14 protein-coding genes are annotated in these 20537 nt (G+C 50.6%); 3 read left to right on the top strand and 11 right to left on the bottom strand.

Going from position 1 to position 20537, the window contains the following annotated elements; genetic code table 11:
* Positions 1-740 precede the first annotated feature (740 nt).
* From ACJMM9_RS11215 to ACJMM9_RS11190, 6 genes are read right to left on the bottom strand one after another with little or no spacing between them, the layout of a single operon-like run.
* On the bottom strand, positions 741-1796 hold the full coding sequence (locus ACJMM9_RS11215) for a glycoside hydrolase family 18 protein (RefSeq protein ID WP_405326859.1): 1056 nt from the start codon (positions 1794-1796) through the stop codon (positions 741-743).
* A 17-nt stretch (positions 1797-1813) separates the two neighbouring features.
* Positions 1814-2563, bottom strand: coding sequence for a hypothetical protein (locus tag ACJMM9_RS11210; protein ID WP_405326856.1), 750 nt, complete (start codon positions 2561-2563; stop codon positions 1814-1816).
* A 12-nt stretch (positions 2564-2575) separates the two neighbouring features.
* Positions 2576-4738 carry a hypothetical protein gene (locus ACJMM9_RS11205; protein ID WP_405326853.1) on the bottom strand — a complete coding sequence of 721 codons (2163 nt, stop codon included), beginning with the start codon at positions 4736-4738 and terminating at the stop codon, positions 2576-2578.
* Positions 4739-4753: 15 nt separating this feature from the next.
* Positions 4754-6964: a hypothetical protein gene (locus ACJMM9_RS11200; protein ID WP_405326850.1), complete on the bottom strand. Its 2211-nt coding sequence runs from the start codon at positions 6962-6964 to the stop codon at positions 4754-4756.
* A 27-nt stretch (positions 6965-6991) separates the two neighbouring features.
* Positions 6992-9244 carry a hypothetical protein gene (locus ACJMM9_RS11195; protein ID WP_405326847.1) on the bottom strand — a complete coding sequence of 751 codons (2253 nt, stop codon included), beginning with the start codon at positions 9242-9244 and terminating at the stop codon, positions 6992-6994.
* A 9-nt stretch (positions 9245-9253) separates the two neighbouring features.
* A complete protein-coding gene (locus tag ACJMM9_RS11190; protein ID WP_088641503.1) occupies positions 9254-9997 on the bottom strand; it encodes a carbohydrate binding domain-containing protein in 744 nt (247 codons plus the stop codon).
* Positions 9998-10326: 329 nt separating this feature from the next.
* Between ACJMM9_RS11190 and ACJMM9_RS11185 the strand changes: the two genes are divergently transcribed.
* On the top strand, positions 10327-11493 hold the full coding sequence (locus ACJMM9_RS11185; protein ID WP_405326844.1) for a glycoside hydrolase family 5 protein: 1167 nt from the start codon (positions 10327-10329) through the stop codon (positions 11491-11493).
* A gap of 26 nt (positions 11494-11519) precedes the next feature.
* Here ACJMM9_RS11185 and lpxA read toward each other — a convergent pair whose 3' ends face one another.
* Entirely contained in the window at positions 11520-12287 is a 768-nt protein-coding gene (gene lpxA, locus ACJMM9_RS11180) for an acyl-ACP--UDP-N-acetylglucosamine O-acyltransferase (RefSeq protein WP_405326841.1), read from the bottom strand.
* Between the two features lie 175 nt (positions 12288-12462).
* Here lpxA and ACJMM9_RS11175 point away from each other — a divergent pair, with 175 nt between their 5' ends.
* The gene (locus ACJMM9_RS11175) at positions 12463-13566 is read left to right on the top strand and encodes a glycosyltransferase (RefSeq protein ID WP_405326838.1); all 1104 of its coding nucleotides are present in this window, start codon (positions 12463-12465) and stop codon (positions 13564-13566) included.
* Between the two features lie 73 nt (positions 13567-13639).
* On the opposite strand, the gene ACJMM9_RS11170 is transcribed toward ACJMM9_RS11175, so the two are convergent.
* The 4 genes from ACJMM9_RS11170 to ACJMM9_RS11155 all read right to left on the bottom strand — a co-directional run bounded on the left by ACJMM9_RS11170 (position 13640) and on the right by ACJMM9_RS11155 (position 18357).
* Complete coding sequence (locus ACJMM9_RS11170; protein WP_405326835.1) at positions 13640-14986, bottom strand: CCA tRNA nucleotidyltransferase; 1347 nt, start codon at positions 14984-14986, stop codon at positions 13640-13642.
* Positions 14986-15351: a hypothetical protein gene (locus ACJMM9_RS11165; RefSeq protein ID WP_405326833.1), complete on the bottom strand. Its 366-nt coding sequence runs from the start codon at positions 15349-15351 to the stop codon at positions 14986-14988. The genes ACJMM9_RS11170 and ACJMM9_RS11165 overlap by 1 nt, the downstream gene beginning before the upstream one ends.
* 21 nt (positions 15352-15372) lie before the next feature.
* Entirely contained in the window at positions 15373-17583 is a 2211-nt protein-coding gene (locus ACJMM9_RS11160; protein WP_405326830.1) for a gliding motility-associated C-terminal domain-containing protein, read from the bottom strand.
* Positions 17584-17742: 159 nt separating this feature from the next.
* Complete coding sequence (locus tag ACJMM9_RS11155) at positions 17743-18357, bottom strand: RNA polymerase sigma factor (protein ID WP_405326827.1); 615 nt, start codon at positions 18355-18357, stop codon at positions 17743-17745.
* 49 nt (positions 18358-18406) lie between these two features.
* Here ACJMM9_RS11155 and ACJMM9_RS11150 point away from each other — a divergent pair, with 49 nt between their 5' ends.
* Positions 18407-20320: a thioredoxin family protein gene (locus tag ACJMM9_RS11150; protein WP_405326824.1), complete on the top strand. Its 1914-nt coding sequence runs from the start codon at positions 18407-18409 to the stop codon at positions 20318-20320.
* Positions 20321-20537 lie beyond the last annotated feature (217 nt).

The following is a 20537-nucleotide window of genomic DNA, read 5'->3' as shown; positions in this document are numbered from 1 at the left end:
AAGAAATTTTCTTGGGCCGTCACTAAGCACATCTCCGATTCCTTCAATCTTCCCGAAAGTCTCGCGGGCTTTCGTCTCGTTCAGGTCATTTTGGGTGACCCGTTCGAGGGTGAGACCAATTATAGAATTTTCAGGAATAAAAACAAGGGGTCAGCGTAAAAAAAATCAATTTTTTTTCATTTTTTTGAAAAATAATTCGATCTTTCAACAAAAATACAAGATGTCAACACATTACCAACTTTAACAAAGAGTTCAACGAGGCAAAAACATCAAATTTATCATCCTATACCCCCCAAAAATATGTGGAAACGCATTTCCACTAACAATCAAAAACTTTGTACGCATGGTAGAAGCGGACATTCTCGCATAAAATGGCCCCATAAGGATCTATCGGCGTTTTACAGGATGTATGGATTCTCCTGCGGAGAATGACTTTTCGCCATGGCATCGCATATTTTTTGATGTTTAGCTCGCATGGTAGAAGCAGGCATTCTCGCATAAACATGGACCCCTAAGGTTCTAACGATGTTTACGGGATGTATGGATTCTCCTACGGAGAATGACGTCTTATTTCGGCAATGCGGATCATTTAATCATTTTGCATGCGGAGAATGACGAATACCAAGTATCCACCGTAATAAAAAAATCCTCGGCGCGATTGCGTCGAGGATTTTTTAAAGCGTTTGCGAATCTCGCGGAACGTTGGATGGTCCGCAGAGATTCCCGAGACTCTTCGTGAATTACTTCTTGGAAGCCTTGTAGTTCACGCCCGGGCGGAGTTCGAGGCCAACCGTCACGAGGAGCGAGACGATCGGTTCGTAGTGGTCCTGGGAGAGGTCATACACGGCAACGCCTGCCATGCCTTCGCTCTTCACGTGCTGGGCCACAGCCTTCACAGACGGGATACCCATGAACACAATAGATTCGGTTTCGCTCACAGCCACTTCGGACTTGGAAGCTTCATCGAATGTCACCGTGTAATCCGGCGTGTCAAAGCGGTTCATGAGTTCAGCGTACGGGAGGTAGCCTTCGTTACCGCTGCCCACGCCCTGATGGCTAGAGCCGAGGCCCTTTGCACCAGCAAAGGACTTACCGTAGAGGAACACTACCGGAGCAAGGAGGTCCTTGTTCACGCCGGCAGCAGCAACAGCGTCAAGCGTTTCCTGAACGGAGTTTGCGCTCTGGTTCGGGACGAGGCTGCTTTCGCTTTCGGTCATGAGATCAGCCATGAAGACGTCCACGTAAGCGAGGCGGTTCAAGGCTTCGGCCTTGTAGGCGTCCATGCCAGCGGCCGGGTAAATCACGGCCGTCACCGTCGAGCCAGAAAGACCGTCGACCAAGGCGTTCACCATCTTGGCATAATCTTCGGAATCATCCGTCGTAAGGTTCTGCCAGTCGAGTTCAACACCGTCGCCGCCGTTTGCTGCAATCCAATCCTTCACGTTAGAAACGAAGGAAGAAAGCGTCTCGTCGGAGGAGGCGATAGCCTTGAGATTCGATTCTGCTTCCATGCCACCGACGGACACGATAAGCTTCACGCCGTTGTCCTTGGACATGCTGACAAGATTCTTGAAGTTGTCGGCATCGTATTCATCAGCAAAGGCGACCGTACCTTCCGCACTCGGAGCGATCGACATGTAGTGAATGTCGGTCACAAGATTGTAGCGGATGTCCTTGGCATAGAACTGGGAATACTGACTCCAATACGGATAGAAGCCAATCACTTTGTCAGCAGCAGCCTGGGCAGCCACAGCAGCGCCCATAGCAAGAGCTAATGTAATCACTTTAAAGTTCATTTTGAATACCTCTAATCCTATTGAGCTTGAGCCTGGTTGTCAGCATTTTTTGTCTTATTTTCATTAGCCTTCACAATACGATCTACACCATTGGCTTCATCATAGCAGTAAAGTCCAGTATCTACATACTGTTTATATTCGGCTTCATTTGTAGCTGCCATAGCTGCCTTATTTTCGTCATCAAAAACTTTCGGATCACGAATCGGCAAATTGGACTCGTCCAGACGGCACTTGCGGTATGTCCAGCCATGGCCTTTACCAAACAACAAATACTGCTCAGAGATAGCCACTTCGTCAACCGGAATAGCCTGCAAAGCCCCCCAGTCATCGGCAACACCCACAAAATTGTACTTCAACAGATCCGTCTGGACTTTCTTAGCATCTTTTTGGGCTGCAGCATCATCCGGACCAGCAGCTACATTGGCTACGTACGTATTCCAGTCGGCCTCTGTTTTACCCAACATAAGCGGATGCGTATAAATAGCCTTAAGCACATCATTGTTGGCCAGGAACGAAGTTTCGTCATTGGCCTTGATCGGAGCTATATCGACGCCAATCGCTTTCAGGGAATCCCCGTAGAGCATGTTTTGATTGGAGACATAGTCTCTAATCTGCAAAAGACGCAATTCAGGGTGCAACTCCATGTATTCAGCAGCGCTGAAACCTGTCGGGAAACTGTCTTCGTAAGGGCTGTCAACAATCATCGAGGAGCAGGCGCCCAAAACACCTGCAAAAAGAATCATCGTGTACTGGTAAAACTTTTTCATTCTCAGCACCTCTTAGAAATTTACCGTTACATCGGCAAGAAGGACGTTCTTGCTGATAGAAATCTGTTTAACAACCGGATCGTTCGCCACTACGTAATCAAGGTCGTTCTTGAGCATACCGTACTGAACAGACAGGTAAGACATCGGAGCGAGCTTGACGCGGACACCGCCCAAAATGAGCTGTTCGGAAGCCTTAGTCACAGCAAGTGGGCTAAGAGGCGAGAACACGGTATTATCAAACTTCTTTTCATATTTCTGGAAACCAGCGAGCAAAGCAACCGGACCCCAGACATCGGCTGTAACACCAGCAACGATGCGAGTTGCAGTACGCTTCATGTAGGCATCTTCCTTAGCCTGGGTAAAAGAACCCTGGAGAAGGATCTGCTGGTAGTTCGGCAAGAAGCCGCCCACGTCAACACCAACGCCGACACCGATTTCCGTGAACTTGTTTTCTCCGTAAACCAGCGCGTAAGGGATTTCGGGGTTGCCTGTTGCAGCAACATCAACCGGAGCGTCGGACTGAGTCAGCATGTTGACACGAGCATTGAAGAACACCTTGTCAGCCCAGTTGACATCGGCCTTAGCCATAATACCCTTACGGTTCGGAGTTGCAAGGCCAAACGGCAAGGCAAGACCCACAGACGGATCAAGAACCATCAACGGATCAAGTTCGAGCTTCTTTGCGGTATTGCCCGTGTAACCATTGCGGTAGAAGTGGCCGTTCTTGTAGTTGTTGTCCAAACGGGCAAACAAGTTCTCGCTTTCGTCGTTGTTCGAAAGAGCGTTCTTGCTATTTTGCGAAGTCATCAAGTTCGTCGCCTGCAACGTCGTAGAGTTGTAGACATTGAAGTAGAGATTTTCAAGGCTAGAGGCTCCGAACGTGGACATGATCATCGATTCATAGGAACCTTCGGCATAAAGAGCGTTAGCATTGAGAATCGTTGAACGACCCTGATAAACCGGAGAAGAAGCCAATTCAGACCAGAAGTTGGAATCCGTCTGGAGGTAACCGGCATTGACCTTGAAGTCAACATCCTGGATATCGCCCTTCACAAAGACATCGGCGTAGATGCTCTTGCCATCTTCGTCGCGGTAATCTTCGTTCACAAGAACCGCTGTAACCGGCTTATAATAGTCCTGGATGTAAACAACATTTCTGTCATTAATTTTTTCAGAAACGAGTTTATAGTAACGCTCTCTTCCTTCCTTCAGGTAATCACGGTTTACCGACCACTTGGACATGGCAAATTCGCCGTTGAAACCAAAAGTCACCGGAAGATCCGGGAGCACCTTCTTGGAATCAAAAGATGCATCCACAGAAAGAACCATGTTATTATCGTAATAAACCGTATCGGAAGCTTCAATCTGCCTAGAACGGCGAGTCAGCTTGCGGTCAAAGAGATTGACATAGTTCACACCAAGATGCGCCCCATAGGCATCGGCACCGACACGCCCACCGAGGAGGTAGCGGTCAGAAAAGTCGAAGTCAAAGAACACCTGGTCGAGCTTCTTAGCCGTATTGCGGAGACGAGCACCCGTAAGCTGGGCGGTAATGTTATCGACCGGACCCACGCTACCGCTCTGGTAAGCGACGTTGAGACCCTGCAAAAGGCGACGGCTAGTCGTATCGAGGTTTCGCTTTTCAAGAGCTTCACGACGCTTTTCTACAAAGATCTCCGGTTCCTGGAGGATTTCGGTCTGCGGCGTGTAAATGGTGAACGGGGTATAGCCCACACGCATGTAACCCAAGTTAAAGTCAACATGCTTATTCAGGATTGTACCGTCGTAGCTGAACCAGTGGCCAATCACCGGATTGTTGTTTTCGTCGTAAGCGCTCTGCCAGTCCTTGTGCAAACGCAACTGGACATCGATCATGGTCTCAGAACTCGGACGAGCCGTCAAACGCAGGTTCACATCCGTGAAGGCCTGGTTTTCCTGCGTCGGGGATTCTACAGTGTACTGGTCAGAAGACGAGAAGGAAGCGAGGGCGCCAGCCTTTGCCGTACCGTTAATCTTCAAACCCAACACAGCTGCGCTGAGAGAATCCAACTTTTCCAACAGGGACTTCTGTTGCGTAACAACCTCAGCCTGGTTATCGGCGGCAAATGCAGATGCAGCCGAGAATGCGATTGCGGAGGTCAGTAAAATTTTGCGCATGTTCATATTGAAATTCATTCTAGTTACCTCCCATTAAAATTCCACATTAATGGAAGCTTCAAAAACAGACTGACTAAACTTATGCTGGTACACACCCGTTGCGCCATCACCCTTCGTGGTTTTGCTGAAGTAATCCGGCAAGTTGCGGGTTGTTGCGCCCAGAGTATTGGTGTTATAGTCGTTTGTAACATTGATCATGCCGAAGTTGATGGCAAGCCATGCATTATCTGCAACCGTGTAGTCAAAGCCAACCATCCACTGCATCTGCTTGCTCTTCACGAGAGGAACATCAAGACCGACGTTAGGATTGATACCTTCAATGCCACCGAGTATAGAACCGTAATCGGTATTGATCATCTGGAAGCCAGCCGTAAATCCTACGCGCGGCAAGAACTGGAACGAACCGCCCACATTGATGAAGTCGCTCTTGAGCGTTCCAGAGAGACCACTGACCATGTTGGTCGTGCTTTCGGAATGCTTGTAAGAAGCGGCAAATTCAGCAGGCTTGCTGAGACCAGCAATCTTTGCGATGTCGGCCTTGGCGCCACCACCGAATTCCATGTAGGAGACCTTGTCTACAATACCTTCGAATTCGCTCTTCACCTGGTTAAAGACGCTCACGAGAGCCTGGGCTTCGACCTTTTCTTGCCAGTCGCCCTTGATAAGAGCGCGAACACCCATGCGGTTTGCAGTAGCAAGGCCGTTCGGCAAAGCAAGCTGGAGAGCCGGATCAATCATCATGTTGATAAGGGCGAGCTGTTCCTTGGCATAGACATTGGAACCCCAGGAGTTCTTGTTGTACGGAGCGATGTTATAGCTTTCGGTCTGACCCTTATAGAATGCATCATCATTTGTCTGAAGGATTCGCGGAACCGGAGAGAACTTCGGAGAATAGTGATACAAAGCATCAAAGGTCGAGTAGAGCGGTGAATTGACACCGTACTTGACCGTGTTGCCATCCTTATCGGAGTTCAACACGCGCTGGGCAAAGAAGCTCGGGGATTGCGCGAGGTTATTGAACCACTTTTCGTCGTTGCGGACCACGTCGAGGGTAATGCCAGCACTCCAGCTGTCATCCACCTTGTAGCCTGCGTTCAAGTTCACGAGGATAGCAGAACCATTCTCGCTTTCTTCGATGACAGGAACCACACCCGATACAGGATCTGCGGCCCCAAGAATCTTCTTCTTGTTGATAGACATGGCGTATTCTGCCACGAGATCAAGAGTGAGGTTCTTGTTCTGCATGATACCCGCCACGTCGGCACCCGCACGTGCGCTCAGGACGAGCGTGTTCTGCGGTCCAACATCCGGGTTGATTTCCTGACGCACATAAAGACCCGACTGTGGCACACCTTCATCATTATACAGTTCGTCCGGCTTAAATTCGTCCGGCTTGGATCCGCGACCCATCAAATGGCGGTAGGTGTACGTCTTGGAATTTTCATTGTCGAAAATGAACATCGGGGTCACGCCGACAATAATGTTCTTCTGCATCGGCAAAAGCTCGATATTGCCACCCACGAGCCACTTGTCCGTATTGGCAGCAAGGGACGTTGCATAGCCTGCAAGGGAATCGTTCGGAAGGATATTGCCTTCGGCACCGCTAAAATCGAGAACCGACACGCGATTTACGCGGGCAAGGAAAGCTTCTGCACGAATTTCGCCCACCATCGGGTCGATTTCCTGGCGGAACTGGAGGTTCACACCCTGGAGGTTACGCTTGTTGCCTTCAAGGAGCTGTTCCTTTTCGGCCATGTGGCGCTTGCGAGCGAAAACCGTCGGTTCATACATGATGTCGATACCGGGGTTGTAAATCGTAAGCGGGGTAAGTTCCTGACGGAAATCACCAACCGTCCAGTAGAAATTCTTGCCGATATTGCCTTCGACATTAAGCCACTTGGCTTCAAGAGTCTTGGATGCAGCAGCGAAATATTCCTGCATGCCGCCACCAAGGCGCATAATCACATTAGCGCGGACCGTTTCATACGGGCGGAAGCCGAAGCTCAGATCGGCCGTGACAAATTCATTGCGTTCCACATCCGGGAACTTGTTGATGCCCGTCGGGTCCTGATCTGTCGAGAAACTAGAGAGCTGGGCAACTGCACGGATGCTTCCGCCAATTTCAACACCACGCTTAGCATTGGCGCTATCAGCTTTGGCCTGCAAGGCCTTTTGATTGTCCGCAACAGCAGATGCCGATGCAGCAACCGAAGCAGTAAGAAGGGCGATTAAAATTCTTTTCATTTTCATATTCATCTTTAGCATCCTCCCTTAGAACCAGGCCTTTGTTTCGGCGGCAATGTAATGGGAATGCCAATCATTGTCAGGAACGGTTTCGTCAGAGTGCGTCATGAACTTGTAGCGGAAGTGGAGACCCACGCGGTCAGAGAAGTCCCAGTCAAAGCCTAAGCCAATGGCGAAGTCCTTGTAGTTGATCGGGGCCTTCTTGAAGTAGACATCACCAACTTCATAGTAGAAACTACCTTTATCTTTAGAAAAACTGTTAGGAACGCGAGACAACACATAAGCCTTTTCGGACCTGAATGTTTCAAGACCGAGGACACCCACCATGTGGAAGGTCGGCGTCACAGCGATCGTCGGTTCAAACTGGCCATAGAAGCTCGTCATGAGCATGTTGGACTGCTTTTCGGAAACAGCAATCGGAGCAAAGGATGTTGAAATACCGGAAAGAGCCACAAATGCAGTCATCATGATATTACGGTCGGTACCAAACCAGTGGCCGATATCGTAACCGCCCATGAAGGAAATGTAAGAAGACCACTTGGCATGCGTCGGGACTTCAAATTTGGAAGCCTGTTCGCCATTATCGTAAGCAGCGAAGGATTCCCACAATTCCCAGGTACCACCATAGAGACCACCGCGCTGACGGTACATCTTGACGCCTTCATCAGAATTTTTATTAGCGCCAACACGAGCAATGTAGCGGGCAGAATTGGAACCATTACCGGAGTCAGCCACGAAGAGCGGCTTATGCTTGGTCCAGGAATTGGAGCTTTCCCACATGTTGCGCCCGTTCAAACGATAGTTGAAGGCCATCACGTCCTGACCGGCTTCGATCTGACGGTGCTGGGCATACTGGAAGTCAAAGTAGCCGCGGTTGAAGCTCGGTTCCAACTTGAAGTTGATACCGGCCATGTTCGGAGAGTAGCGAAGTGCACCTGCGTTGAGGTAGGTTTCATCCTTGCGCCAGCCCGGGAAGCGGGACGGATTGGTAAGAGAATACGGAGAGTAGAAACCCGGCTGGAAGAACACGAGTTCTGCAGTCATCGGCCAGCCTTCGACGTACTTGCTCTGGGCCTTTACATAGAGACCAACCTTCGGAGATGCAACTTTGGACTCCTTCGAGTCGCTGGTGTAGACATCGTTGGTCTTGCCTGTCGAGAGATCCACAACAGGTGTCAAATAGTAAACAGAGGAATCCGTGATGCTGATACCAAGATCGGCCATCAAGAAGAGCTTTGGAGTGATATTGCCCTTAACATCGACAGAAGCCACATGGGTATTGAGAAGGACAGGAGAAAGACCGCTCTTACTCCATTCGGACCTGAAATCCGGTTCGTAGATGATAGCGTCGTCAAACACGACACCCAAGTAGTTCACGCCAACGGTCAGATTGTCAGCAATCTTTTCCTTAGCAACACGGCCATGAAGGACGGAGCCACGCAAATCGAAGCCGCCCATCATTTCAAGTTCGCCCGGCTGACCACCGTACATGCGGAGACCATCGCGAGTACCAACGTCGGCATCCGCCGGCTGCGACACAAGGAACTGAGCCTTCAAGTCATACGGGAGCTGATAGATGTTGGCAAAGACACCACCGAAAGAACGGTTCGTCCAGAACGCACGACCACCTTCCTTGACCGGCTTGAAAGCCTTTTCCTTATAGTAGGTAGAAACGGTCTTTTCGTCTTCGAAAAGTTCATACTGCCAAACGAAACGCGGATTCGTTTCGCGTTCCCACATGGTAAGCGGAGAAGCATTGGCCCAGATAACACCACCAGCAGTGATGTAGGCACCAAACACACCGGCACGGATATCAACACCGGCATTCAATTCTTCGTTGATGGTCGATGCATAGTAGTCGGTAGAATGGTCGAACAGGACGCGTTCATCGTAATTACCCGGAGCCTTTGTCGGGTGCTTGGCCAAGTAATTCGTATAAATGCCACTCAAGTCGAACGGGAACATCAAATTGGTAAACAACGTAATGTAGGAGTTCGGCATGGCCACGACGTTCACGTTCAAGACAGCGTCAACGCTTGTGCGGGCCTGGTCGCTTTCAACCCAGGGACTCTGTTCGGAATAGTGGAAATTCTTCAAACGGAAAGCCATGTAACCGGAGACTGCCAGTGGCAGATCGTCCTTACCCAGGAGTGTGGATTCCATGTTGCCGGAAAGGGTATCCAACGACGCATTCAGGGAATCAATCTGCAACTGCGGAGGAAGAGCCCACGCAGCACCGAGGCTAGACGCTAATAAAAGGGAAGAAACTGTTTTGCGCATAAAATCCTCTTAAATCTCGTTGCGGAACGGATAATGAGCCGGGCCTTCGTACGGCTTGCCATGCTTCTTAATCACGATATCGTCAATCCAAACCTTGAAGGATTCGTTTTCATCCTTGCGGACTTCGAGACGGAAGCCCTTGAAGTTGGACCATGCGAACGGGAGCATCACTTCGCGCGTGTTCTTTGCATCCCAGTAGACACCGGTATTGCCAAAGAGCTTCAGAGGAATGCTGAAGTGCTTCCATTCAGTTGTAATTTCACCAAGGCTCTTGGAGCGGAGCTTCACCTGGAGGGATTCGCCGTTGCTCTTCACGCCGTCATCGACGAGCACGAACAAGGCGTTTTCGCCACCCTGGGCACCTTTAAGCCAAAATTCGAGAACACCTTCTTCTAAATACGGAGTCAGGTCCACGGAACCAGCAATACAAATTGCCACACCGGAATAGTCACTTGCGATAAGTTCGATTTCCATGGAGAGTGCACCTTCCATAGCGTACTTATCCGTGAGTACCGGTTCAGGGTTTTCACGCGGGTACTGATAGGTGTAACCACCACCACGCGGAATTGCTTCACGCATGACAACGGTGACAACTTCCTTGTCTGGACGGAACGGCTTAGGATCCTTCATGACAAAGTGGGACTGGTCGCGGTCACGATAATCGCTAAAACCGTAGCCAGCAAAAGAAGACGAAGCAAGAAGCATCGCTGCTAGAGCGGACTTCCAAATGGCTTTTTTTAAGTTTCCATTCATAATAGGTACAAATCTCCAAATTCGGATCGTCTACAATATAGCTTGTTTTTTTGTAATTTCGATTACCCGTTTTGCAAAAAAGGCTTTGCAAAGCATGATACATCAACGAAATACCGCCACCCAGGCCAAATAAACGCTGGACTCAAGCGTAAACGAAATTTTTTAAATTACGAATGTTTAAGAATGTTTACAAGTTAATTTTTTGACAGCTGTCACACTGGATTCAGGCGTAAACATAAGATAAGCATGTTTTTATTTTTCTAGCTTTTGATTTATATAGATTTTGAGAACAGGTACTATAAGCAAGACACCAATTTTTGGGGGTTACCATGTTTAAAAAGCTTCTTTCCGCAATGGCAATCGGATGTCTCCTTTGCGCATGCGACAACGGAACCGCACCGCCGCGTTCTACACCTAAAAGCAACAGCAGCTCTGCTGTTCCTGTAGACTACACTCGTGGCAGGTACATGAACGCGATTCTCGGGCGCGGCATCAACCTGGGCAACTCCTGGGATTCCGAGGGCCGTGACGATGCAGCCTGGAGCAACCCCATCCGCGACGTGGATTTCGCCATCATCAAGGCTGCCGGTTTCAACTCGGTGCGTATTCCGGTCCGCTGGCAATACAATTCGGACTACTCCACCCACACCGTAGACCCGGAGCGCCTTGCAGGAGTCATTGAAGACATCCAGCTCGCCATAGCTAACGGGCTTGCCGTTGTCGTGAACTTCCACCATTATGTGGAACTAAACTGCGCCGGTGGCGGACACAAGGATCGAGGCTGCAAATACGACGCCACAAAATTCGAAGAAGAAAAGAACCACTTCCTTCTCCTGTGGGCACAAGTTGCAAGCGAGATGAACGCCTTCCCCGACGACATGATCGTACTTGAAATTCTGAACGAGCCGGTGATCCCCAATGCCGATCTCGTCAACCAGCTGATGCTCGAAGCCTACAATGTCATTCGCACACACGCCCCGAACAAGACTATCATGTTCGAAACATACCATGCCGCAAAGTTCGAAGACCTCGAAAGTCTGCACTTACCGCAAGACGGAAACATCATCTTTAGCGGACACTACTATCAGCCCTACCAGTACAGTCATCAGGGACAACACGGCAATAAATGCCTTGGCGACGACGCCTACGCAAACACGGCTGCATCCGACATGCGAACTTACAAGTCTCTCGCCCGCCGTCTTTACCCCGACATCAACGGAACCGATCACGTCCCCATGAATATGGGTGAATTCGGTGTCGCTGGCGGTGACAACATGGGACAATGCAAATGGTATAACCAAGATGGAGACCCGATCCAAGGTGTTTGGCCCTCTGCCCAAAATAAAGCAGAATGGGCAAAGAAAACCGCCCAAGCAGCCATCTCTAGCGGAATGTCATTCCATTACTGGGGATTTAGCTACACAGGCGGATTTGACGCCTACGACCCAAGTTCCGAAAAGTGGCACACGGGATTCCCGCAGGCACTCATTTTCTAGAAAAAAATGCGCAAAAGCGCAAAAAATCACGGGCGGACGAGAGAACCGCCCCAGTGCTCGTCAAAGAAGGCTTGGAACAGAGGTTCCGGGCCTTTTTTCAGTTCTTCGATGACTTCGGCAGCCGGGCGCTTACTACGGTAAAGCTCACGGAAAGCGCGCTCGAAAAACGCAATGCGTTCGGGCGGGAATTCATCTGCATGCAAGCGGAGCGCATGGAGGTTGAGGGAAGCAAAGCGGAGCGGGTTCCCAAATGCACGGCTGCACGGGGGAACGTCGTAATCGACCTTGAGCGTTCCGCCCACGAAAGCGTAGGCGCCCACCTGATTACGCTGCTGAACGGCGGTGGTGCCACCGAGAGTCGCAAACTTGCCAATGCGCACGTGGCCGCCGAGCTGGCATCCGTTAGCGATGACCGCCCCTTCGCCGATTTGGCAGTCGTGCCCCACATGGGCGTAAGCCATGATGAGGACGCGCGGGGCAATGCGGGTGCAACCGCCGCCCTGGACCGTGCCGCGGTTCAGCGTCGTGTATTCGCGGATGATGCAATTTTCGCCAATTTCAAGATGCGTCGGTTCGCCTGCGTACTTGAGGTCTTGAGGAGGCGCCCCGAGGATTGCCCCATCGTAAACATGCGTATTTGCCTTGATGGTCACTCCGCCGTAAACGCGCACTCGCGATTCGAGCACCACGTTTTCACCAATTTCCGCATTTTCATCGACAACGCACCAGGGGCCGATAACGGCAGATTCATGGACGTTAGCATTCGGATGAACATAAGCGGATGGATGAAGCATAATTAGTAGGCAGTTAGAAGTAGGAAGTAGACAGTGGCGCCAGAGACGCTGTTACATGCTGTAATTTAGCAATTAGTAATTAGGAATTCGGAAATCGGAATTAAAATGCAATCTATACTAGATGCATCATTCCTCACTCCTAAATCATAATTCCGAATTTCCTATATTTCCCCACATGGGTGGCATTATTCTCGCATGCCTGACTGCGCTCTATGCGCTCCTGTTCCTATTCTTCATAGTAGGACTGTTAAAGACGCATCGCTATAAAGGCCCGAAAGCGACCCCGAGTGTCTCGGTCGTGATCCCGATGCGAAACGAAGAGGAATTTGCCGAACGCACTCTCGAAGCGGTCGCCGCCCAGGACTACGTTGGCGAATGGGAAGTGATTTGCGTCGATGACCGCTCCACTGACCGCACACGCGAGATTCTCGAAAAGTTTGCTGCCACGCACCCGCGTTTCCGCGTTTTAAGCCTCCCTCAAGATTTACCGCAAATCGCAAGCCCCAAGAAGCGCGCGCTCGAAAGCGCCTTCAAGATCGCCAAAAACGATGTGCTCTTGACGATGGACGCCGACTGCATCCCGCGCAAGAGCTGGATTACCGCCATGGCCGGAAGATTTGTCGATGGCATCTGCATTGTGCAAGGCCCCAAGCAGAACAACGGTACGCATTCGATGCCGCACCTTTACCAGAAACTCGAAACGCTCGGTTACACGGCAATGGAAGCCGCAGGCTTTAGCCTTGGCCGCCCGATTGTCGCAAGTGCGGCTTGCCTAGCCTACAAGAAGGATTTGTTCTTTAAAGTCGGCGGATTCGGAGACCTCATCAACCTCTCGAGCGGCGATGACGACATGCTCATCCACAAGATGATGAAAATTCCGGGAACGAAGGTCTGCTACAATCTCGACAAGGATGCCGTGATCGAGACCGCCCCGGTGCATACATGGAAGCAGCTCTTTAACCAGCGCGCCCGCTGGAGCAGCAACGGAACGAACTACGAAAGCAAACCGTACATCCTTTTGCTCACACTCATTTACACGTACTACATCTGGATGTTTGTAAGTCCGTGGTGCGCTATATTCCTCGATTTCCCGTGGCAATGGTGCGTGTTCAGCATTCTGCCCAAGATTGTTGTGGACTTTGTATTCTTGAGCATTGCCTCCTGGAAGCTCAAGTCCAAGCGCCGCATGCTCGCATTCTTGCCTGTAGAGCTTATCCAGATCCCGATGATCGTGTTCTGCGTCCCCGCAGGAATCTCGGGAATGTTTAGATGGAAATGATTTAGACGAGAGATTAGAGACGAAAGACGAGAGATATTTTAAAAAGCCCTTTCGTCTCTCGTCTGTAGGCTCGTTAGAGCCGTTCTTTCGTCTGAGCATTCGCCCACTCAATTGCTTCTTCGGCGTTCTTGATTTTGCCGTCAAGCTGGAGATCAAAACTCTGCTTGATGATCTCACCCATCTGCTTGCCCGGCTTGAATCCCAGATCCATAAGCATTTTGCCCATGAGGAACGGCTGCGGAGCTGCATTGAGCAAATCGAGACTTGCAGCGGCTTGCCAAAGCTGTTCCGGGAATTCCGGGACGCCGGCGGCCGCGTAATACTTACGCGGGGTGGCTTTTACAAGCAGGCACAACAGCTTTAAGCCACCCAGCTTCACCGCCATGCGGCGAAGCGCCGGCGCATCACTTACAATTGCAAAATCGAGCGTCTTAAATGCAGCAAGCAGCGCCGGAACGTTTTTGACCAAGTGCGATTCGTTCGTGATGCGTTCGAGGAACTTGAGAGATGTATCGGCACTCCCGCTGAGGAACGCGGCAAACGCAAATTCCATCACCTGATCGTCCGAAAGTGCGGTGCACTTGACGTCACCAACGGCCTCAGCAACAGTTTCAGCATTCGCAAAGCTCCTGCGCAAGCTCTCCATATTGTCGAGCATCTCGCCCAGGTCTTCCCAAGAGCCACGCAGCGGTAAAACTTCCGGGAAAAATTCATTCAGCCTGATGTCCAAAAATGCGCGCAAGCCAAGCGACGGCTTGCCCGGTTTCAACAGCCACTTCTTGAACTCTTCGAACAAGCGCTCGATAGAAAGGTCTTCAAGCGAAAGCGTACGGCAAAGTTCAATAGTCTCAGGCGCAAGCTTAAGCGCAAAGCGGCTTGCAAACTGCACACCGCGCAAAATGCGGAGCGAATCTTCAACAAAGGCAGGCCCCACATGGCGCAGCAAGCCTTTCTTCAAGTCGTCAATGCCGCCGTACGGGTCGCAAAGCGTGAGTTCCGGCAGTTCCATGCCCATCGCGTTGATCGTAAAGTCACGGCGGAGCGCCGCTTCCTTGAACGAGAGCTTTTCATCCGTATGCACCACGAAACCACGATGCCCATAGCCTACCTTGCTCTCGGTACGCGGAAACGAGAAATCGAGCGAGAGGCCCTTCATCGCCAAATGAATCACGCCAAACGCTTTGCCCACAAGATTCGTGCGGCCATACTTCTTTAAAATCGGGACAAGTTCATCCTGCGTGAGGTCGTAAACTTCGACATCGTAATCGCGGCAATCCTTGCCGAGAAGCGCATCACGCACCCAGCCGCCCACCAGGAATGCGCGGCCGCCGGCTTCACGGATTTCGCCTGCGATAGAAAGCAGGCGCTTGGGCAAGTCCGGTTCAAACGGATTGCCCGCAAGAGTCGTTATAGTAGGCATTACTTGTCAGCCTCGACAGACTTGTAACGATCGTAAATGCTCGTCGTCTTTTCTTCGGAAGAATCTTGCAACAACTTTGAAACGGGAACCTCGACATTCGCAGAATCCACCTTGGTTCCATCCGTATTCGCAAAGCGCTCGTAAATGCTCGATTTAGACTCCGTCGATGCGCTCTTCTTTTTAGCCTCTTCGCTACGGCATGTACGGAGTTCTTCTTCCATATAGGCGCGCTGGTCCGGAGAATACGACAACGTGTTCAAACGGTACTCAATTTCTTCGCAAACAAGCCCCTGACGTTCACCTGCACAGCCCGAGACCATAAACATCGCAGCCAAAAAAGCTGTAATTCCAATAAACTTATTCATATCAATGCCCTCACCGCAAAACTAATGAACAATCAAAAGTTTTCCTTTCTTCACCTTCGACTTTGTACGGACAACATATTGGTAAACGCCCGGAGCCACTAGCTTTCCATTATTCATAGTACCATCCCATTCGGCACGACCACCGACAAGGCGGTCTCCGCTAAGCGCCATAACAAGCTTGCCACCTCTATTGAAAATGCTAATCACGGCATCTTCGGCGACATTGTCAAAAACAATACGGCTATGGTTTTCGCGTGGGCGGAACGGATTCGGATACACCTTAAAATCCTTGTTGGAATCATCGTCCATATTGCCATCTGTTCCACCGACATCCTTACGAAGGTAAGCGGAAACGCCATTATCATGAGCAAACCAAACAACGCCCAAAACGGAATCCACGGCAACATCCTGAACTCTATCGCTTAGGAGACCTTGACGTGCCGTAAAATGCTCCACAGAAAGCGTATCGGGATTCGTCGTGCGCGGAGTCAAGCGGTAAGCGCCTTGTGCCGAGGTCCCTACCCAGAGGTTTCCACGGCTATCAACATCGATGCTCGTATAATTTGCACTCGTAAGCCCATTTGTCGAAAGAGGGGTCAGCAAGGAAGTATCCTGCTCGCTCCAGTAAACAAGCGATGCTGCCGTAACCATCCAGAAATATCCCGTCTTCGGCTCATATACCATATCCAGCGGAGTCGATGGAGCACCATAGTACGACTTTACATCTTTCTTCGCGACTTTCGAAATATCGCCACCCATTTTTTTAGGCGGAAGCATCGTAATCACATCCAGGCCACCATTGGCTTCTGTACCCATCGTGGAGCGAGTTCCGACATATACAACCCATTTACCATCTTCATTGATGCGAGCGATCATTGGACCTGCAATAGATGTACTTCCGATATTGTTCGCGCAGGAAACTTCTCCGTCAAGGCTTACATAGACCAGGCTATACCCCTTATTCGAAGCCGTCGCCGTCAAAAAGCCCGAATTATCAGGAGCAGGCGTCGAAGTGACCGCGATCGTATAAACAAAAGCGTCCTTTTCTGTGTAGTCATCTAGGCAATTATCCGTAGAACCCATGATTACGGCCGTGGCGGAATCGCCCCAATTTGCAAATATGGAAAAGCCCATGCCCCAAACATGGTAGAATACATGGCCATCAGGAAGAACAGACATCACCTTCATGTCATGCCCACGTGCATTCGTCATATTTCCAAGACCTCTTTTCTCGTCTATTGGAAACGCCAATGTAGGCGGAGTCCATGACTGCAAGTCCCTATTGTGCGAGAAATACCCCGCTTCGGAAGCTGCGATAACGCCCCCCTTCGGGATGGCCTGAAGTTCGTACACGTTACCAACGGCAAAGGGTTTATAGGTTGTCAAGTCCTCAATTTTTTTTCCGTCATAATGGAATACTTTTTCAGGACCGGCCAGCAAAGCGCCCTTAGAGAGGAGCTTCACCCACTGGACCCTGTTCTTATAATAGTAATGATCAACGACGGACACCGCCCCCCCTTTTTCGTATCTCATAACGGAGTCTTTCTCATACAGGACGGAATCCTTCAACAACTTTCCACGGACAAGAATCATGGACGACGTATCGGCAAACGTAAGGAACGTATCGTTAACGACGCGCGTCTCCTTTTCATCTTCCCAGATCCACACGCCTTCCAGCGGGTAAGTCCTTATTTTTCCATCTTTCCAGACGATGGTCTTGACCTCTTTCCCTGCGCTAGAAACATTTTTCATGACCTTCCAGGAATCGGGATCGTACAAATGCGCATCGGCTTCAAGATTATACCAGTCCATCTTGCGCACATAGACTACTCCATCGACAGCAACAAACAGCGAGTCGCCATGCACTTCCATCGCACTGACAGGCGTCTTGGAAAGGTTTGCATCTGAAATCCGATCAACTGTAACAATAGACCTGTTAGAAGGGATGCTGAAGAACGAAAGGCGGTCTTCGAAAGCGATAACCATCGCAGTTCCCGCAACACGCATCATGCCCGGCATGACACGCAAATTGTTCCCGGCATAAGAGCGGTTCAGGACCTCAAAGGAATCCCTCTCGGACATTCTCGCAACAATGCCGTTATCGCTCAACGCAAAAAATCCGAGATCCGAAAAGGCAACAGCACTTACAGACTGGTCGCCAAGGCCCTTCGATGTCATGTACATCGCATCATTCGTAGCGGTCTTAAAACGGACGCCCCCCGCAGTCGCCATAAAAAAGCCGTCGCCATAAGGGACTGCTGCCCTCACTGGAAATGGGCTTGAGTAATTGAACCACTGGTCAGCGGCAAAAGCTGACGTGATTAAGGCTAGGATAAAAATTAGATTGAGCAACTTTTTCACATTATAAAATTACGAAATTTAAGGATTATTTCAACCAGCAAATTCAATTATTTCTCGCAAAGAGGCATCGCGGCCCGTCATCATTTTTATCCGTTCTTTCTGCATGGCCATTTTTTCGCGCATTTTTTGATACGCCCTCATTTTGCGTTTCGTAACCGCCTTTCTGGAAAGTCCAAAAATCGCGCTCAAGTCCGTAACCCTAAACCCTCCGACAACCGAAAGCTCCACAATCATTTTTTCCAGCGGATTCAACGTCTCAAGCAAAACCGAGAACTCGCTCATGACAGACTCCATGCGGACACTGCCCTCGGATGGCGCACAGACTCGCTCCTCAAAGGCCCTATAGTCAGCCTGCTGATCTCTCAGGCTCGAAAACGGAATTTCGCGGCCCACGTGCCTTTTGCGGTACCCACTGTAATGGCAGTGCAAAAGAACAGTCTCCAGCCACGGCAAAAGATAAATCCCGGCATCCAGATTATTAGCCCTTTGACAAAAGCGAAGCGCCACCTCCTGAAACAAGTCGTCTGCTTCATCTTTTACGCCACACTTTTGCAGGCACAATTTGTATATTCTGTAGGAATATTTTTCCCAGACAGCCCCTACCCAATCAGGGGGACGGTTACAAAGGAATCCCGTATATGACATAAATGTTTCATTTCCGATATTTTCTACTTCTTACAATGAGATTTAATTTATGAAAATTTTATACAAATTTATGGAAATTGGAAATTTTGCAAACAACCGTTTGCAAAAAACATTATTTTGCATCCTATTGTTTGCAACGGCTATTTTCGCGGAAGAGTTCAACATGAACAACATGCCGCCTCCCGAAGCGGGCATGCAGTATTCCGCAGGCCCATTGCAGAAAGGTTCAAGCGTCACTATCGAAATTGTCATTCCAGACAACTGGCATGTAAACGCCAACATCGCCGCCGATGAGTTTTTGAAGCCCTCGTCTATCGAGATTTCTGCAAAAGGGGTCCACTTTGGAGAGCCGAAGTGGCCAGAACCCATCAAGGAATATAGCGAAGCGCTCGACCTCGAAAATCTTGTCTTCAAGGGATATTTCCAGATTACGCTCCCCGTCGAAAGCGTTGACGCCGATTACGACAGCCTTACGACACAGGCGACTTTCCACTACCAGGCATGCGACAACTCCATTTGCCTTGCTCCGTCGCAAGTGACATTCGGGCTTGGACCGCTCGGCTTCACGACAAGGCGGGCTTCGCGAGACGACGCAGGGAACGCCACGGGAAAAGTAGCCGCAAGCGCCACGAGCGAAGCGAAGGAGTCATCGCCTTCGGCAACCTCGAATGTACTGAAAAGCGCCGCCGGGAACGCAGCGGAAGGCGCTACCGGAACGTTCATATTGCTTTTGTCGGCACTGTTCGGAGGCTTAATTCTGAACTTGATGCCATGTGTGCTGCCGGTGCTTTCGCTAAAGCTTTTCAGCCTGATCAAGCAGTCCCGCGAGAGCCGCAAGCGACTGCTCGTACTTGGAACTTCAACAACGCTCGGGATTCTCGCAAGCTTCTGGACACTCGCCGGGATTGTCGCCGCCGTCAAAGCCGGCGGCGGGAATGCAGGCTGGGGCATGCAATTCCAAAGCGCAGGATTCATCGCGTTCATGGTCGTTATCCTGAGCGCTTTTGCCATGAGCTTTTTCGGGGTCTTTGAAATCTGGCTCCCTGGAAGCGCCACAACCAAGATGGACAAGGCCGGGCGCAAGCAGGGCTTCTGGGGCGCGTTTTTCACAGGCGCGCTTCTCGTGCTTTTGAGCACCCCGTGCTCCGCACCGTTTCTCGGTACTGCGATGGGTTTTGCGTTTACCGCATCGACCCCCGTGCTGTTCTTGTTTTTCACGGCCGCAGGCGTCGGGCTTGCGTTCCCCTACATGCTCGTGAGCGTATTTCCGAAAATCCTGAAAGCATTCCCGAAGCCGGGCGCCTGGATGGTCACGCTCCAGAAAATCATGGGCGTACTCTTGCTCGGCACTGTCGCATGGCTCCTGTGGGTCGTGCACGAACAGGCCGGGAATGTTGGCGTTGGCATTTTTGCCGCCATTTCGCTCCTGAGCATCGCCATGAGCTTTGCGATAGGGAACATCGCCCCGCCGGGCGTCGCGTTTTTTCGCGAAGTGCTCTCCGTTGGCGGCGCCGTCGTGATTCTCGCCGTCATCTGGTTTGCATTTGCATCGCCAAAGTTCGAAGCCGAAGTCGATGCGATTTTCAAGGCGCGGTCAGTTCAGCTTATCACCGAAGATGGATGGTTCCGCTACACGCCTGAACTCATCGAAGAACTCGCGAAATCTGGTCGCACCGTGTTCATCGACGCCACCGCCGACTGGTGCCTCACCTGCAAGGCGAACGAAGCCGCCGTCCTCAATCGCGAAGATTTCAAACGCGCGATGGACAGCCTGAATGTCGCCTGCGTCAAAGCCGACTGGACCCGCGAAACCCCCGAAGTCACAGCGCTCCTGCGCAGCATGGGCAAGTCGGGAGTGCCCGCCTACGCGATCTACCCCGCCGGCGACGCAAGCAAGCAGATCGTGCTCCCGGAACTCCTCACGACCGACGGGATTGTGGAAAAAATCGTTACTAGTTACTAGTTAATAGTTATTAGTCGTTAGTGATTTGCACCCCGACACAGCCGTCGGGGATTTTTTTCACTCATCTCTGTTTGTGCCAATGGCTATAATTTCAAACCCTTCAAAACCACCATACTCTTCTCTAGGCGTTGTCTGGAAAAAGAAAACAACCTTTTCTACATGTTTTGCAGCTTCTTCGCCAGAAATAGTTTCGTGTTCGGTATCCGTTTCAGGCTGT

The sequence above is a fragment of the Fibrobacter sp. genome, assembly GCF_045112255.1.
Classification (GTDB): domain Bacteria; phylum Fibrobacterota; class Fibrobacteria; order Fibrobacterales; family Fibrobacteraceae; genus Fibrobacter.
Note: the sequence above shows the minus strand (reverse complement) of the source record. Positions and strands in the feature narration are given on the sequence as shown.

Coding starts and splice junctions, on each gene's coding strand:
- ACJMM9_RS11160 (WP_405326830.1), bottom strand. CDS start 17,583: ATGGCGACTGCGGGGGGCGTCCGTTTTAAGACCGCTACGAATGATGCG.
- ACJMM9_RS11205 (WP_405326853.1), bottom strand. CDS start 4,738: ATGAATTTCAATATGAACATGCGCAAAATTTTACTGACCTCCGCAATC.
- ACJMM9_RS11175 (WP_405326838.1), top strand. CDS start 12,463: ATGGGTGGCATTATTCTCGCATGCCTGACTGCGCTCTATGCGCTCCTG.
- ACJMM9_RS11200 (WP_405326850.1), bottom strand. CDS start 6,964: ATGAAAAGAATTTTAATCGCCCTTCTTACTGCTTCGGTTGCTGCATCG.
- ACJMM9_RS11215 (WP_405326859.1), bottom strand. CDS start 1,796: ATGAACTTTAAAGTGATTACATTAGCTCTTGCTATGGGCGCTGCTGTG.
- ACJMM9_RS11190 (WP_088641503.1), bottom strand. CDS start 9,997: ATGAATGGAAACTTAAAAAAAGCCATTTGGAAGTCCGCTCTAGCAGCG.
- ACJMM9_RS11185 (WP_405326844.1), top strand. CDS start 10,327: ATGTTTAAAAAGCTTCTTTCCGCAATGGCAATCGGATGTCTCCTTTGC.
- ACJMM9_RS11150 (WP_405326824.1), top strand. CDS start 18,407: ATGAAAATTTTATACAAATTTATGGAAATTGGAAATTTTGCAAACAAC.
- ACJMM9_RS11210 (WP_405326856.1), bottom strand. CDS start 2,563: ATGAAAAAGTTTTACCAGTACACGATGATTCTTTTTGCAGGTGTTTTG.
- lpxA (WP_405326841.1), bottom strand. CDS start 12,287: ATGCTTCATCCATCCGCTTATGTTCATCCGAATGCTAACGTCCATGAA.
- ACJMM9_RS11165 (WP_405326833.1), bottom strand. CDS start 15,351: ATGAATAAGTTTATTGGAATTACAGCTTTTTTGGCTGCGATGTTTATG.
- ACJMM9_RS11170 (WP_405326835.1), bottom strand. CDS start 14,986: ATGCCTACTATAACGACTCTTGCGGGCAATCCGTTTGAACCGGACTTG.
- ACJMM9_RS11195 (WP_405326847.1), bottom strand. CDS start 9,244: ATGCGCAAAACAGTTTCTTCCCTTTTATTAGCGTCTAGCCTCGGTGCT.
- ACJMM9_RS11155 (WP_405326827.1), bottom strand. CDS start 18,357: ATGTCATATACGGGATTCCTTTGTAACCGTCCCCCTGATTGGGTAGGG.